The organism is Neobacillus sp. MER 74, from assembly GCF_023714155.1.
On sequence record NZ_JAMAUV010000004.1, the window covers coordinates 350,720 to 364,490 of the forward strand.

Consider the following 13,771-nt stretch of genomic DNA (forward strand, 5'->3'; position numbering starts at 1 on the left):
CAAAAAACTTTAAAATGAAATTTTTTAATGGCAAAGGAGGTACTATGGGGCACAATCACACTCATCACAATCAAAATAAAAAAGCTTTGATGGTCGCGTTTCTCATTATTACCGTTTTTATGGTTTTAGAGTACATTGGAGGGAAGTTGACAAATAGTCTAGCTCTTCTTTCAGATGCTGGACATATGTTAAGTGATTCCATTTCCTTGGGAGTGGGATTACTAGCTCTTATTTTAGGAAGACGGGCGGTAAGCGAGAGTAAAACCTTTGGTTATCAGCGCTTGGAAATTTTATCAGCTTTATTTAATGGGGTTCTATTAATTGTTATTTCTATTTTAATTATGTGGGAATCATTTCACCGTTTTACTGAACCTCAAGTAATTTTAGGTCCGGGTATGCTTTTGATATCTAGTATAGGCGCGTTCGTGAATATAATTGTCGCTTGGATTATGCATCAATCAGAAACTAGTGATAACATTAATATGAGAGCTGCTTTTTTACATGTAATTGGTGATTTACTGGGTTCTGTTAGTGCTATAATTGCTTCCTTACTGATTATGTATTTTGGTTGGACCATTGCCGATCCGATTACAAGTTTAATTGTTTCCCTATTAATTTTAAAGAGTGGGATTGGAATTTCCAACGATGCCGTTCACATGCTGATGGAAGGCAGACCAGCGAACTTAGATGTTGAAAAGGTGCGAGAAACATTACTTCAAATTCCAGGTGTGGTAAGTATGCATGATTTTCATGTGTGGAGTATCACATCAAATTTTCCATCGATTAGCTGTCACTTGGTGATTTCATATCCTAATCATGACTCGATTTTAAAGAATGCATTAAGAGAATTACACGATACTTTTGATTTGGAACATGCGACCATTCAAGTGGAAAGTGTTAATGCTGATTTGGACCAATATGAACATAATCGTTGTAATCATTTTGTAGGGAAAGATTCTTGATGAAGTTAGAGCAAAGTAGTTAAAAAGGCTGCTAAAAAGCGGCCTTTTTAATGGACTAACATAAAAATTGAAAAGGTTATTGACAAAAGTTTTTAGAAGTATTATGATTATCTCAGATTAAGGATATTCAATTTCGAAACAGGTTTAAATTTTTTTAAAATAATATCTCGAATTCGAGATAAAATGCTATTAGGAGGAATTAATGAATATCACTAAAAAGAGATTCTTAAATTAACATAGATTTTCTGAGACTTTAAAATCTTAAGGAAGAACAAAATAAGATAGCAAGAACCTTTATTTAATATGAAAAAGGAGAGTTGAAAAATGAACAAAAAAACAATGGGGATTCACCATATCACTGCAATTGTCGGTCATCCGCAAGAGAATGTAGATTTCTATGCAGGAGTATTGGGTTTACGTTTAGTTAAGCAAACGGTCAATTTTGATGATCCAGGTACGTATCATCTTTATTTCGGGAATGAAGGCGGGAAGCCAGGAACAATTATTACCTTCTTTCCATGGGCAGGAGCTCGTCAAGGCATCATCGGTGACGGTCAAGTAGGAGTCACATCCTATGTTGTACCAAAAGGTGCGATGGGATTTTGGGAACAAAGACTAGAAAAGTTCAATATTCCTTTTACTAAAATGGACCGCTTCGGAGAGCAATATTTGGTGTTTGATGATCCACATGGGCTTCACTTGGAAATTGTTGAAAGAGAAGAAGGAGAAGTTAATTCATGGACCTTTGGAGAAGTCACACCTGAGGTTGCCATTAAAGGGTTTGGTGGTGCTACCCTATTATCAACCCAACCTGACAAGACCGCTGATTTGTTAGAGAAAGTAATGGGACTTGAATTAGTGGGTAAGGAAGGAGATTTCGCTCGATATCGTTCCACTGCTGATATTGGAAACGTTATTGACCTTAAATTAACTCCGATTGGGCGCGGACAAATGGGAGTAGGTACAGTACACCACATCGCATGGCGGGCCATTGATGACGAAGATCAAATGGATTGGAAAAAATATGTTTCAGCAAATGGGTATGGTGTCACTCCTGTAAAGGACAGAAATTATTTCAATGCTATTTACTTCAGGGAACACGGGGAAATTTTATTTGAAATTGCTACTGATCCTCCAGGATTCGCACATGATGAATCACAGGAGACAATGGGTAAAAAGTTGATGTTACCTGATCAGTATGAAGCAAATAGAGCACAAATAGAACAGGGTTTACTTCCATTTGATGTAAGAATATTAGACTAATTTTGTGAAAGGAAATGATATCCTTGCTTTCGATTGATCCAGTTTCCATGTCTGAAAGAGAAAATTATAAATTTTTAATAGGAAGTATTATTCCTAGGCCAATTGCTTTCGTCACAACGATTTCAAAAGACGGTGTTTTAAATGGTGCGCCATTTAGTTATTTTAATATCGTTTCATCCAATCCTCCGATGATCTCTTTATCTATTCAGCGCTCAGCGGGGAGGCAAAAGGATACAGCGAGAAATATCATCGAATCTAAAGAATTTGTCATTCATATTGTTGATGAAGGCAATGTTGAAAAAGTGAACAAGACAGCATCAAACCTGCCTCCTGACCAGAGTGAGATAGAATTAGCAAACTTAACTCCTATTGAAAGTCTAATAATTTCAGTACCAGGTGTTAAGGAAGCCAAAATTCGAATGGAATGCACATTGGAGCATTCTTTAGAATTAGGTGGATCGGATACACCTGGGTGTGATTTTATTATAGGAAAAATTGTTCAATTTCATGTAGACAATGATATTTATGAAAATGGAAGGATAGATCCAAGGGGATTAGCAGCTGTAAGCAGATTGGCTGGTAATAATTATGCGAGAATCGGTGAGATTTTTGAAATAGACAGACCTAAATGAACCCTTAGAAGTTAATAACGAGCTGCTGAGGCAGCTCATCATACTTGTTTCGCACATTCATTTTTTTTATACTATTATCTCGAAATCGAGATAAAAAATTAGGAGGATTTAAAGATGATAAATATTGGTTTATTAGTCATTCGTTTAGTCATTGGATTACTATTTGTGGGTCACGGTGCTCAGAAATTATTTGGTTGGTTCGGTGGATATGGATTGAAAGGAACCGGTGGCTGGTTTGAATCTATTGGCATGAAACCTGGGGTAACAATGGCTCTTTTCGCTGGATTGGCAGAACTTATTGGGGGACTTTTGTTTGCATTAGGACTATTAACACCACTTGCAGGAATAATAATTGCTGGAACTATGGTAATGGCTATTGTTAAAGTGCATGCGCCAAACGGATTATGGGCCACAGCTAATGGATATGAATATAACCTAACTCTACTTGCAGTTGCTATCGGTGTAGCTCTGATCGGTCCCGGTCAATATGCTTTAGATGCATTTTTATTCTAAAATATCTGGTCTTTTATGAAATGATTTTACGAACTTAACTTTCGAAGGAGTGAATAGGAGATGGAACTCTTAGGACTACATCATGTATCAATATTAACTGGAAAAGCGGAAAAAAATTATGATTTTTATACAAAAATTCTAGGAATGAGATTGGTAAAGAAAACTGTTAACCAAGATAATACAGAATCCTATCATCTTTTCTATGCTGACGCGGAAGGAACCCCAGGAACAGAGGTTACGTTCTTTGATATTCCTCATCTCGGCCAAACATACAGGGGAACTTCAGATATTTCTACAGTATCACTAAGGGTTAGAAATTCGGATTCATTGTTATTTTGGAAAGAACGATTTAAACAATTTGAGGTTGAACATGATGATATTCAAAAAAGGGCAAATCGTGATACTTTAGCTTTCAGAGATTTCGAGGGGACTCGCTTAATTCTAGTAGCCGATAACGGTGAAAATGGTGTGAGAGCTGGGATTCCTTGGCAAAGGGATGACATACCACTGGAACATGCCATTATAGGTTTAGGACCTGTAACCCTTACCGTGGCAATCGCAGAACCAACGATCGGTGTTTTAACAGAAGTTATGGGTTTTCGCTTTGCCGGTTCTTATCCATCACTTGAAGGGAATTATCCAGATATATTGATTTATGCAACTGCAGAAGGCGGCAGCGGAGCGGAGGTTCACATTGAAACAAGAACCGATTTGCCAAGAGTCCGCTTAGGTCGAGGAGGAGTTCACCATGTTGCCTTCCGTATTCCGAATGAGGAAGAATATGATCAATGGGCAGCTCGATTAAAAGAATACAGGTTACCGACTTCAGGGAAAGTGGAACGGTATTACTTCAAGGCCTTATATTTCAGGGAACCAAATGGTATCTTATTTGAATTATCAACGGATACACCAGGATTTGCTACGGATGAGCCCATGGAAACAATGGGTGAAAAACTATCACTTCCACCATTTTTGGAACCAAATCGGAAAGAAATCGAAGAAAAATTACCACCATTGAACATAAATTAAATCTTAAAAAAGAGTCAATAATAAAAATATGAGTCAATAGGACATTTTCTATTGACTCATTTGACTCATTATATCCTTCAATGACCGCCATATTAATTGCGGTCATTTTCTTCTATAAGTAATTTTTTAAATTAATTTATTGACATCATACCTGCAGGGGTATATTATAGAGCTTGTCAATGATATTGTTTCATTGAAGAAAGTTTGCATGACATTTTTAATATTAACAGGTACATGTTCAACTTTTATTTTATATAAAAGGATATAATTGTTAAATTATAACCTTTACTTTCGAAAGAAGAAAATAGCTTAAAAATAAAAACTAATTGTAAAGGAGGGAAAAACAATGGAATACAATGATCAAATGAAAAATAGAGTGAAACGTATCGAAGGACAGCTACGAGGAATTTTAAAAATGATGGAAGAAAACAAGGACTGTAAAGAGGTTATCACTCAGTTATCTGCAACAAGAAGTGCTATCGACCGTACTATTGGAGTTATAGTTAGTTCCAATTTAGTGGAATGCGTTCAAAAAGCAAATGAACCAGGTGAAAAAAGCATGGAAGAATTGGTACAAGAAGCTGTTAATTTGCTAGTAAAAAGTCGATAAAAAAGGGTTGACACCCTCTTTTATTTTCAATAATATTATACCCATAGGGGTAGAGGTAATTTGCCACAAGGAGGAATTCAACAATGAAAATTGTGAAAGTATTAGATGCAAAAGGATTAGCATGTCCAATGCCAATTGTAAAAACAAAAAAGGCGATTAATGAAATTGATTCTGGTGAAGTTTTAGAAATTCATACAACAGATAAAGGTGCTAAGAACGACCTAGCAGCCTGGGCTAAATCAGGTGGTCATGAATTGTTGAAACACGAAGAAGAAGCTAATATCTTAAAATTTTGGATTAAAAAAGGATAATTTTTTTGACTAATATAATACCCTATTAGGTATAAAACATCAGGAGGTTATTACATGACAGAAAAGAAAAAAACAACAATCGTATTATTCAGTGGGGATTACGATAAAGCAATGGCAGCCTATATCATTGCGAATGGTGCAGCTGCTTATGACCATGAAGTAACCATTTTTCACACGTTTTGGGGATTAAATGCCCTTCGTAAAAATGAACATGTTCCGGTGAAAAAAGGATTTATGGAGAAAATGTTTGGAAAAATGATGCCTAGAGGCGCAGATAAAATGGGTCTTTCTAAAATGAATTTTGCCGGTTTCGGTCCTAAAATGATTAAGGATATTATGAAAAAACATAACGCGATGCCACTGCCACAATTAATCGAAATGGCACAGGAACAAGATGTAAAACTAGTAGCATGTACCATGACAATGGATTTGTTAGGTCTTAAACAGGAAGAGTTATTAGAATCAATTGAATATGCAGGAGTTGCTGCGTATTTAGGAGATGCAGAGGAAGGGAATGTCAATCTGTTTATTTAAAAAGAGTTGAATAAATTTTTTTAAGAAAAATAATACCCTTATAGGTATATAGGAGGAAATAAAATTGGAAAACTTGAAATCAAACGAAATTTTAGATGCTAAAGGATTAGCATGTCCGATGCCAATTGTTAAAACAAAAAAAGCAATGAATACCCTTGAGGCAGGACGAGTGTTAGAAGTCCAAGCGACAGACAAAGGATCCAAAGCAGACATGAAAGCATGGGCTGAAAGTTCAGGTCATCAATATTTGGGAACGATCGAAGAAGGCGAAGTATTGAAACATTATCTTCGCAAATCTTCTAATGATGATGCCGCTGAAAAGAAACATCCAAATGTTATCAATAATGAAGATCTTGAGAAAAAACTTGAAGCAAATGAAAAAATCGTCATTATCGATGTTAGAGAAGCTGCAGAATATGCTTTTAATCATATTCCAAGGGCGACCTCAATTCCTTTAGGTGAATTGGAAGAAAGAATAAATGAACTTAATAAGCAGGATGAAATTTTTGTAGTTTGCCGCACAGGAAATCGAAGTGATCTTGCTGCTCAAAAACTATCACAAAATGGATTTACAAATGTAAATAATGTGGTACCAGGTATGAGCGGGTGGAAAGGTAAAACAATTGGTATTGACCTTAAATAAAATCATTTTGCAGATAGTTTTGCAAAAGCAAATGTTTTAATTAGCCTATTTTTTTAACTATAAAATACCATAGGGGGTAAATAGAGAATGGCGGTTAACGTAATGACTTCAAAAGAAGTAACGAAAAAAGTATTTAATAAAGAAGAGTTATTTATACTTGATGTTCGGAATGAAAATGATTTTAACGATTGGAAAATCGAAGGCGAAAACTTTGATTATTTCAATATTCCCTATTTTGAATTGCTTGATGGTGTAGAAGAAATTATAGATAAAGTTCCTACTCATAAAGAAGTAGTGGTTGTTTGTGCGAAGGAAGGCTCGTCGGTAATGGTGGCAGAAATGTTATCGGATGCTGGGTTAAACGTGTCATACCTTCAGGGGGGAATGAAAGCATGGAGTGAATATTTAGAACCGGTTAAAGTGGGAGACCTAAATAATGAAGGCGAAATATATCAGTTTGTTCGGATCGGTAAAGGCTGTTTATCCTACATGGTGGTTTCAAACGGTACAGCAGCACTGATTGATGCAACACGAATGACTGATAGCTATCTTAATTTTGCTGAAAGTATCGGTGCAAAAATTACACATGTATTTGATACACACCTTCATGCTGACCATATTTCTGGTGGACGTACCATTGCTGAAAGAACAGGGGCAACCTACTGGCTTCCACCAAAGGATGCAACAGAAGTAACCTTTAATTATCAACCATTAGAAGACGGTAATGATGTAACTATCGGAAATTCTATTATTAATATTCATGCATTGTATTCTCCAGGTCACACGATTGGTTCCACTTCCTTTGTAATTGATGAAAAGTTCTTGCTTTCTGGTGATATTTTGTTTATTGATTCCATCGGAAGACCGGACCTAGCGGGTATGGCAGAAGACTGGGTTGGTGATTTAAGGGAAACTCTTTATAACCGTTACAGAGAATTATCAGAAGAACTTATCGTTCTACCAGCCCATTTTATGATAATTGATGAGTTAAATGAAAATGGCAGTGTGGCAGAAAAATTAGGAACACTATTTGCGAAAAATCATGGTTTAAATATCGACGACGAATATGAATTCAGAAGAATAGTAACGGAAAACCTGCCCCCGCAGCCAAACGCGTATCAAGAAATTCGTCAAACTAATATGGGGAAAATCAATCCAGACCTCGATCAACAACGAGAAATGGAAATTGGTCCAAACCGCTGTGCAGTTCGATAACTTTTAGATTGAAAAAGTTAAAAATATGGGGAACCAGTATGGGTTCCCTTTTTTACAAAAGGAGGACATCATGGATATTAGTTTTATCATTTCGATCTTCCTAATTGGATTTGTTGGATCATTTATATCAGGGATGTTAGGTATTGGCGGTGCAATTATTAATTTCCCAATGTTATTGTACATTCCGGTTTTACTGGGGGTAGGTCATTTTACAGCACATGAAGTCTCAGGGATTACGGCTATCCAAGTTTTCTTTGCGACAATTGGCGGTGTTATGGCTTACCGTAAAGGAGGATTCTTAAATAAAACTCTGATTGCCTATATGGGAATAAGTATTTTGATCGGAAGTTTTATTGGGGGATTCGGTTCTACGCACATACCGGAAAGCGGAATTAATATCGTGTATGGTATTTTAGCGTTGATTGCCGTTATCATGATGTTTGTACCGAAAAAAGGAATCGATGATACTCCTTTGGAACAAGTGAAGTTTAATAAGTGGTATGCTGCACTATTCGCCTTTATCGTTGGGATTGGAGCTGGTATTGTTGGGGCAGGGGGGGCTTTTCTGTTAGTACCTATCATGCTTGTTGTGTTAAAGATTCCAACAAGGATGACCATTGCCTCTTCCTTAGCCATTACACTTATTTCGTCGATTGGGGCTGTTTCGGGTAAAATCGCAACAGGACAAGTGCCAATTTTACCTTCACTTATCATGGTCGCTGCTAGTTTAATAGCTTCACCAATTGGAGCAAACACTGGGAAAAGAGTGAATACCAAAGTGTTGCAAGTCATTTTGGGAAGTTTAATTTTGGTTACTGCCGTGAAGACTTGGATTGGAATTTTATAGTTTTTGGTATTATTTCAGAAAATTTATCATTTTCATTTAGAAATATAGGATCATTTTTCATTTGTAATTTTTAAAGCACTTTCTAAGAAGGCATCTTGTTACTAAGAAAGTGCTTATTTTATATTTATTTATATTTCAATCTATAGCTGTAAACATAAAAGACCCTCTCTAACAAATCCCCTACTTGTTCGGCCATATCTCGAGGTGGTTCAGGCATTCCAGATTCACACTCTTCCAAGTTTCTGTTTTCGTCTCCATAAAAAATAGACACTAACTGAGAGTAGGAGAAAGAACAAGATGAAATAAATACTGTATTTTGACATATATAGTTCAACTTGTCCCCATTTTTCTCCTAGTTTTATTCCTAATGTGATAAAAGTAAAACTCCAAAGGATTGCCCCAGAAAAAGCATACAAAGAAAATTTACTAAAAGGGAAGTTGTTAAGGGCTGCTACATATGCAGTAAGATGTCGAACACCAGGAATAAAATAGCCTATTATTATGAGCGGAGGTCCCACTCTTTTAAATAAATTTTTCGTTCTATCGATTTTTTCTTCTGTAATGTGAACCTTAGGGCCAATCTTTTTTATTAGCGGCAAACCGAACTTATAACCAATAAAGTAGCTAAGCGAAATGCCACCGGCTGCTCCAACAAAAGCACTCAATAATGAGAGTATGTAAGATAATTCTCCTTGAAACACATTATAGCCGACATATGTTAAAAGAATTTCATCAGGAATGGGGAGACCTACAATTCCTCCAATTAATGCTATTATAATTCCAAAATATCCAAAATGTTCGATAAGGTAATTCATATGTTGCTCCACAAACATCCCACTTACAAATAATTTTAAAATTAGCTGCAGAATAGTCAGCAGCTATCTTATCCATTGAGAACTAAAAATATATCCTTTAAATATAACCTTTTAAAATACGTTCTATTCTCATGGCTTTTATTATACGGTAGACTTTAAAAAAAGAGGTGTGCTCTATATGGGAATTGAAATTAAAGAAATACTTGCAAAGAACATCCTGACTGAGGCAAAAGGTTATTTGGATGTTGGCTATACACATTCATTGAATCCGTATAGTGGTTGTGCGTTTGCTTGCAGATAATTATAAAGATTCATTGCCTATTTTTATTAAAAAACGAATTCGCTACCCATTCCTTTATTCTTTCTTATGATTGAATTTGTCTCAAAAAGCCGTGAGGCTTGGATTTTAATTTTGTTTCAATGGGAATATTGAAGTTATATATCAGTAAATTTGTTTGTGTTAAGTCCAACTTTTCGCTACCTATAAAACCATGAATGATTACGCTACTATGTATATGAATTAAACTTTGTAAATCCCTTTTTAAATACCATTAAAATCAAACTATCCCTTATTGTTTACCTCAAAAAATTCGTTACCTTTAAGAAAAAGACAGTGTTAATCAATCTTTAAGGAGTGGCTTTTTGTTAGCTTAATTATTGTGAAGGTGGTTTTCATTTAAATTATCCGGGTGCGATACTTCAATTACGAGGGATCGCTTTTTCTTATTCAAGTAACGAAGCAGGTTAGCTCAAGAAGGATTTGCATTAAGATGTGGAGAATAACTCAATAATTGAAAGGTTTTTAAAGGAGAAAATGGGATTGGGGAGGAGAGGGTTTATAAATGAACAAAGAGCTAGAAGAAATTATTGTTAAATCTTTCTTTGAAAAAAGAATACAAAAAAGAGTGCTATTCGAATTAACGTCCCCAAAAAAACGAGATAATGCATTAGATAGATTGAATCACAAATATCTAGATACTCTCCGCAAAGAATTTATGATTGAAATTCCCAAACCAAATTCAGACCCAGAGAAAATAGAAAAAATAATGAAAAAGCAAGGAGCTGGTAATAGCTGCTATGTAATGTCGTGTAATTATAGTTTGGATGGGAAGGAGCTACCTACATCAACGGCAATAGAACAATTAATTTGGTATCAAGCGGCTTCAATTATATCCTTTATACCTGGAAAATTAGCATATTTTCAAGCAGAATTGGATTATGGATTTCTCCCTAGATTTATTTTAAAAAGGTCATTATAAAGTTAATCATTTTACATTTGGTGACTTAATAAGGGAAATAACTGTTTTTGCTATTCTTTTTACCTCCTGAAGATTGTGAAGAATGTACTTAAAAATGGGGGCATTAGCTAAAGTTGATGATCGCTGTGGCGGTCTTTTTTCTTGTTGAGCTAACTATGCATTTTAGCACAATAAGGATTAGTCGAAAATCATGTGGAAAAGGCAGAATCCCCCAAATTACAGTAGTGGATTTGCAGTGTATAATTAACTGCAATTTACAATCCAAGGGATAAAATCAACATGAAAAAAAGTTTTTATTATTTTTTATTATTATTAACCCTATTGCTACGCTGATTTCATGTCTGTATAATTGGCTGAATGAATCAAAGCAAAGTGAGATTATTTTTCATGTACTTCAAACGAGTGTGCTCATTTTAAATGGAATATTATGTTTAAGTTTTAATGATAAGAAAGCAAACATTGTGGCAGTAGCAAGCTTTGCAGTTGCGATTTTTACTGTATACATAGGTTCCACAAAATATTTTTAAAAGTATTAACCAAATGCAACTAACCTAACGCATGCTTCAGGTAAGGAAAGGAAAATATTCATGGAAAAAATTTTTTCACGCTTGATACCCCTAGTTATAATGATTATTGTAACAATACTTAATTACAATTCTAAAGATTATGTTTCAGCTTTACTTTGTTTCTTGATTGTAATTTGGTTAATATATTATTTTATTGTTGGAGAGAAGAAAGAAAAACGGTAAATTTAATATATCTGTCTTTTGAAAACGGTTATATACTTTAAATTCTTATGCAACTACCATGGAAGAACGAATATAAATTCCATCCTTTGTGGTGCAGCACCGCTGCATGGATGGCTAACGGGTAGCGTTTGTTCAATAACAACAAAATAAAGGACCTTCACAAAAGGTCCTTTATTGGAACATTATTTTTTTAAAATTCGTGAGCCTTTTTTAAAGTTTAAATACCGTTTATTCATCAAGTTGTTAATCTTTTGAATTTCTTCGTACAATTCCGGTGGAGGAGTGATAAATTTCCCGTCGTTGTAAGGTTTTCTATTAAAATAACCTATCTCGACTCGTAAGCATTCTGGTGAAATATCCCCGTAGCCCAAATCAAATTCAGCATTCCACAATAAGTAATGATCATCCGAATGAATCGGAAGGGAGTACCCTTTTATAAAACACTTTTCTAAGCCCTGAACACTTTTTCTTTCAGTTGAAAGTAATTGGTGAGAATACTTCTGAGATTCGGTCTTCATATGGTTCCTCCATAGTATAATATTAAACTATTGAAAAATAAGTCAGATTGTTTATTTAACCGTTAGCTTCCTCATTTTTTATGTTTAAAATAAGCAATATTATTCCGGAAAGAACTGCGCAAGTAAAAGCAAGTGAATTGAATGGTTCTTGTATACCTTCCTTAATTATACCGACTGTTGAAAGCATAAAAGTGCAGTAAAACAAAATTGTAATAAAGTCTTTAATAATATTTTCATCTTCATTTTTTTCTTCTGGTAATTCTTCGAATATAAACTCCTTCAATTTCTGCTGAAATTCTCGTGTTCTTTGCTTTGATTGTCGCCTTTTTTCCTTTCGCAATTTCCTATTTTTTTGGATTATATCTTTAATATTTTTATCACTCATTCACTTTTCCACCAGCCTCTTGGGAGTGGGGAAGGAACATCTACGCCAAAGTCTTTCAAAAGCTTATCCATTTCATCATTAGCTTCTCCTAAAGCAGCTCTATCATGGAGATTTTCAGCATCAAACATTAGATACTTAATGCGTTTCAATCGCTGGATAAGTTCTTCTTTATACATTTTCTTCCCCCTTTGCCAATTCCAATGCTTTTTTGAAAAACTCTTCTTCTGAAAGCTTTCCGGAAAGCCTGTCTCGCACCAATTGCTCTTGTTCTTCACTTACAAGGTTTCCTGACATTCCAAGGGAGTCTTTTGCATTTTCTATACTCAATTTCAATCTGTAAAAATCCTTTATGCTCATGCCTTCGGGTACTACTATCCATTCAGAATCCTGCAATTTTGACCTTGCTTCCAGTTCCTGATTGGTGATGTGTTCAAGCAACTGTTTATCATCAGCAACAATCTTTAACTTTTCTTCCTTCGATAGTTTGCTGTTAATGGAACGTTTATGTTCATCAATACGCTTTTGTATTTCATCGCTCATTTTTGTCCTCCTTTTTCAAATTGGTCAAGGGCATACTTATCTATTTCCCTTATCGCTTCGAGTGTTTCCGGATTATTACTTTTTATATAATCAATAATTAGCCTTTCACGTTGAGAGAGATAGATGTTAACTGCATCAGTTATTGGTTTATCACCATTCAACTCCTCGACTAAATCGGTAAGCATGTTGTAGGCGTGTTCGACCCACCCGGTATCTTTTGTTTCCTTAAAAACAATTAAATGAACTAAAACCTTTTCCAATTCATTGATCAGTTTGATTTTCTCCATTTACGTCCTCCTTCTTTACTTCTTCGATTAAACCAGATGGGTCAGCAAAATATTGTGATTCTAATATTGACTTAATCTTTTCTTCTTCAAGACCGTTTCTTAATAAAGTTGCAATCCAAACCTTTGTATGTTTGAGGATTTGTTCATTGTTGTTAAGCTCTATCATTCTTGCTATTGATTGACCATTGTCGGCTGTCACCTGCCAAATATATTCCAACCCCAATTTCATATAAAGTGAAGCAACATCGTCCATGCTTAGCTTATCTTTACTGAACATACGCCATATAATTGGGTGAATATCCTTTTGGAAATTTGGGTCTATTTTTATTAGAGCATTTGATAAATCAACAATATCCCATCTGTCTTGTACCAGAAACGACAAAGCAACAATAGCACAACGCAATTCATTTTGTTCCATTTTCACTATCATGAACGTCCCCGTTCTGTTTTGAATGTCTATCCTTTAGCCTTTTATCCCATTCGATTTTTCCGGATAATAAATCAAGAACAAATTCTCTGCTAACATGACCATTTTTGATTAAAATTTCATAGGCATCAGCGATTCCTTTAATGTCTTTACCCTTTTCATCGCTCATTTTCTTCCCTCACTTAACCAAAGTATTTCTTCCAGTCCTTGCTCGGACAAGGTTCAAAAGTCT

Annotated in this window: 20 protein-coding genes and 1 pseudogene; 13 read left to right on the forward strand and 8 right to left on the reverse strand. The window is 35.1% G+C overall.

Features of this window, described 5'->3' with window-relative positions:
- Positions 1-44: 44 nt before the first annotated feature.
- The 11 genes from M3610_RS10305 to M3610_RS10355 all read left to right on the forward strand — a co-directional run bounded on the left by M3610_RS10305 (position 45) and on the right by M3610_RS10355 (position 8,559).
- Positions 45-962: a cation diffusion facilitator family transporter gene (locus tag M3610_RS10305; protein ID WP_251458918.1), complete on the forward strand. Its 918-nt coding sequence runs from the start codon at positions 45-47 to the stop codon at positions 960-962.
- Between the two features lie 324 nt (positions 963-1,286).
- Positions 1,287-2,225, forward strand: a complete 939-nt coding sequence (locus M3610_RS10310) for a ring-cleaving dioxygenase (protein WP_098571247.1) — start codon at positions 1,287-1,289, stop codon at positions 2,223-2,225.
- A 23-nt stretch (positions 2,226-2,248) separates the two neighbouring features.
- Positions 2,249-2,857 (forward strand): flavin reductase family protein, encoded by a 609-nt coding sequence (locus M3610_RS10315; RefSeq protein WP_098571246.1) that lies wholly within the window; start codon positions 2,249-2,251, stop codon positions 2,855-2,857.
- 114 nt (positions 2,858-2,971) lie between these two features.
- Positions 2,972-3,370 carry a DoxX family protein gene (locus M3610_RS10320; protein ID WP_251458921.1) on the forward strand — a complete coding sequence of 133 codons (399 nt, stop codon included), beginning with the start codon at positions 2,972-2,974 and terminating at the stop codon, positions 3,368-3,370.
- Between the two features lie 60 nt (positions 3,371-3,430).
- On the forward strand, positions 3,431-4,399 hold the full coding sequence (locus M3610_RS10325; protein ID WP_251458923.1) for a ring-cleaving dioxygenase: 969 nt from the start codon (positions 3,431-3,433) through the stop codon (positions 4,397-4,399).
- 346 nt (positions 4,400-4,745) lie between these two features.
- Positions 4,746-5,009: a metal-sensitive transcriptional regulator gene (locus M3610_RS10330; protein WP_098571243.1), complete on the forward strand. Its 264-nt coding sequence runs from the start codon at positions 4,746-4,748 to the stop codon at positions 5,007-5,009.
- Between the two features lie 83 nt (positions 5,010-5,092).
- Positions 5,093-5,320 carry a sulfurtransferase TusA family protein gene (locus tag M3610_RS10335; protein WP_098571242.1) on the forward strand — a complete coding sequence of 76 codons (228 nt, stop codon included), beginning with the start codon at positions 5,093-5,095 and terminating at the stop codon, positions 5,318-5,320.
- A 54-nt stretch (positions 5,321-5,374) separates the two neighbouring features.
- On the forward strand, positions 5,375-5,854 hold the full coding sequence (locus tag M3610_RS10340) for a DsrE/DsrF/DrsH-like family protein (RefSeq protein WP_098571241.1): 480 nt from the start codon (positions 5,375-5,377) through the stop codon (positions 5,852-5,854).
- Between the two features lie 64 nt (positions 5,855-5,918).
- Positions 5,919-6,497 (forward strand): sulfurtransferase TusA family protein, encoded by a 579-nt coding sequence (locus M3610_RS10345; RefSeq protein ID WP_098571240.1) that lies wholly within the window; start codon positions 5,919-5,921, stop codon positions 6,495-6,497.
- An 87-nt stretch (positions 6,498-6,584) separates the two neighbouring features.
- The gene (locus M3610_RS10350; protein ID WP_251458925.1) at positions 6,585-7,712 is read left to right on the forward strand and encodes an MBL fold metallo-hydrolase; all 1,128 of its coding nucleotides are present in this window, start codon (positions 6,585-6,587) and stop codon (positions 7,710-7,712) included.
- A 70-nt stretch (positions 7,713-7,782) separates the two neighbouring features.
- Positions 7,783-8,559 carry a sulfite exporter TauE/SafE family protein gene (locus M3610_RS10355; RefSeq protein WP_251458927.1) on the forward strand — a complete coding sequence of 259 codons (777 nt, stop codon included), beginning with the start codon at positions 7,783-7,785 and terminating at the stop codon, positions 8,557-8,559.
- 224 nt (positions 8,560-8,783) lie between these two features.
- Here the strand turns inward: M3610_RS10355 and M3610_RS10360 are convergent, their stop codons facing one another.
- Positions 8,784-9,386, reverse strand: coding sequence for a DedA family protein (locus tag M3610_RS10360; protein ID WP_251458929.1), 603 nt, complete (start codon positions 9,384-9,386; stop codon positions 8,784-8,786).
- 166 nt (positions 9,387-9,552) lie between these two features.
- On the opposite strand from M3610_RS10360, the pseudogene M3610_RS10365 reads away from it, so the two are divergent.
- Both M3610_RS10365 and M3610_RS10370 read left to right on the forward strand, forming a co-directional pair.
- Positions 9,553-9,672: pseudogene (locus M3610_RS10365) on the forward strand (radical SAM protein); the annotation flags it as partial.
- A 544-nt stretch (positions 9,673-10,216) separates the two neighbouring features.
- Entirely contained in the window at positions 10,217-10,633 is a 417-nt protein-coding gene (locus tag M3610_RS10370; RefSeq protein WP_251458931.1) for a hypothetical protein, read from the forward strand.
- A gap of 931 nt (positions 10,634-11,564) precedes the next feature.
- Here M3610_RS10370 and M3610_RS10375 read toward each other — a convergent pair.
- Genes M3610_RS10375 through M3610_RS10405 form a run of 7 tightly spaced genes read right to left on the reverse strand, consistent with a single transcriptional unit; the run spans position 11,565 to position 13,708 of the window.
- Positions 11,565-11,900, reverse strand: a complete 336-nt coding sequence (locus M3610_RS10375; RefSeq protein WP_251458932.1) for a hypothetical protein — start codon at positions 11,898-11,900, stop codon at positions 11,565-11,567.
- Positions 11,901-11,955: 55 nt separating this feature from the next.
- Positions 11,956-12,285: a hypothetical protein gene (locus M3610_RS10380; RefSeq protein ID WP_251458934.1), complete on the reverse strand. Its 330-nt coding sequence runs from the start codon at positions 12,283-12,285 to the stop codon at positions 11,956-11,958.
- Positions 12,282-12,461: a hypothetical protein gene (locus tag M3610_RS10385; protein ID WP_251458936.1), complete on the reverse strand. Its 180-nt coding sequence runs from the start codon at positions 12,459-12,461 to the stop codon at positions 12,282-12,284. The genes M3610_RS10380 and M3610_RS10385 overlap by 4 nt, the downstream gene beginning before the upstream one ends.
- Positions 12,454-12,825 carry a hypothetical protein gene (locus tag M3610_RS10390; RefSeq protein WP_251458938.1) on the reverse strand — a complete coding sequence of 124 codons (372 nt, stop codon included), beginning with the start codon at positions 12,823-12,825 and terminating at the stop codon, positions 12,454-12,456. Before M3610_RS10390 ends, M3610_RS10385 begins: the two co-directional genes overlap by 8 nt.
- Complete coding sequence (locus tag M3610_RS10395; RefSeq protein WP_251458940.1) at positions 12,822-13,112, reverse strand: hypothetical protein; 291 nt, start codon at positions 13,110-13,112, stop codon at positions 12,822-12,824. Before M3610_RS10395 ends, M3610_RS10390 begins: the two co-directional genes overlap by 4 nt.
- A complete protein-coding gene (locus M3610_RS10400; protein WP_251458942.1) occupies positions 13,087-13,536 on the reverse strand; it encodes a hypothetical protein in 450 nt (149 codons plus the stop codon). The genes M3610_RS10395 and M3610_RS10400 overlap by 26 nt, the downstream gene beginning before the upstream one ends.
- Positions 13,517-13,708, reverse strand: coding sequence for a hypothetical protein (locus M3610_RS10405; RefSeq protein ID WP_251458944.1), 192 nt, complete (start codon positions 13,706-13,708; stop codon positions 13,517-13,519). The genes M3610_RS10400 and M3610_RS10405 overlap by 20 nt, the downstream gene beginning before the upstream one ends.
- Positions 13,709-13,771: the final 63 nt, after the last annotated feature.

What these genes read in the sequence shown, in the direction of transcription:
- M3610_RS10305 (WP_251458918.1), top strand. Translation starts at nt 45, where the DNA reads ATGGGGCACAATCACACTCATCACAATCAAAATAAAAAAGCTTTGATG.
- M3610_RS10310 (WP_098571247.1), top strand. Translation starts at nt 1,287, where the DNA reads ATGAACAAAAAAACAATGGGGATTCACCATATCACTGCAATTGTCGGT.
- M3610_RS10320 (WP_251458921.1), top strand. Translation starts at nt 2,972, where the DNA reads ATGATAAATATTGGTTTATTAGTCATTCGTTTAGTCATTGGATTACTA.
- M3610_RS10325 (WP_251458923.1), top strand. Translation starts at nt 3,431, where the DNA reads ATGGAACTCTTAGGACTACATCATGTATCAATATTAACTGGAAAAGCG.
- M3610_RS10330 (WP_098571243.1), top strand. Translation starts at nt 4,746, where the DNA reads ATGGAATACAATGATCAAATGAAAAATAGAGTGAAACGTATCGAAGGA.
- M3610_RS10335 (WP_098571242.1), top strand. Translation starts at nt 5,093, where the DNA reads ATGAAAATTGTGAAAGTATTAGATGCAAAAGGATTAGCATGTCCAATG.
- M3610_RS10340 (WP_098571241.1), top strand. Translation starts at nt 5,375, where the DNA reads ATGACAGAAAAGAAAAAAACAACAATCGTATTATTCAGTGGGGATTAC.
- M3610_RS10350 (WP_251458925.1), top strand. Translation starts at nt 6,585, where the DNA reads ATGGCGGTTAACGTAATGACTTCAAAAGAAGTAACGAAAAAAGTATTT.
- M3610_RS10355 (WP_251458927.1), top strand. Translation starts at nt 7,783, where the DNA reads ATGGATATTAGTTTTATCATTTCGATCTTCCTAATTGGATTTGTTGGA.
- M3610_RS10370 (WP_251458931.1), top strand. Translation starts at nt 10,217, where the DNA reads ATGAACAAAGAGCTAGAAGAAATTATTGTTAAATCTTTCTTTGAAAAA.
- M3610_RS10375 (WP_251458932.1), bottom strand. Translation starts at nt 11,900, where the DNA reads ATGAAGACCGAATCTCAGAAGTATTCTCACCAATTACTTTCAACTGAA.
- M3610_RS10380 (WP_251458934.1), bottom strand. Translation starts at nt 12,285, where the DNA reads ATGAGTGATAAAAATATTAAAGATATAATCCAAAAAAATAGGAAATTG.
- M3610_RS10385 (WP_251458936.1), bottom strand. Translation starts at nt 12,461, where the DNA reads ATGTATAAAGAAGAACTTATCCAGCGATTGAAACGCATTAAGTATCTA.
- M3610_RS10390 (WP_251458938.1), bottom strand. Translation starts at nt 12,825, where the DNA reads ATGAGCGATGAAATACAAAAGCGTATTGATGAACATAAACGTTCCATT.
- M3610_RS10395 (WP_251458940.1), bottom strand. Translation starts at nt 13,112, where the DNA reads ATGGAGAAAATCAAACTGATCAATGAATTGGAAAAGGTTTTAGTTCAT.
- M3610_RS10405 (WP_251458944.1), bottom strand. Translation starts at nt 13,708, where the DNA reads ATGAGCGATGAAAAGGGTAAAGACATTAAAGGAATCGCTGATGCCTAT.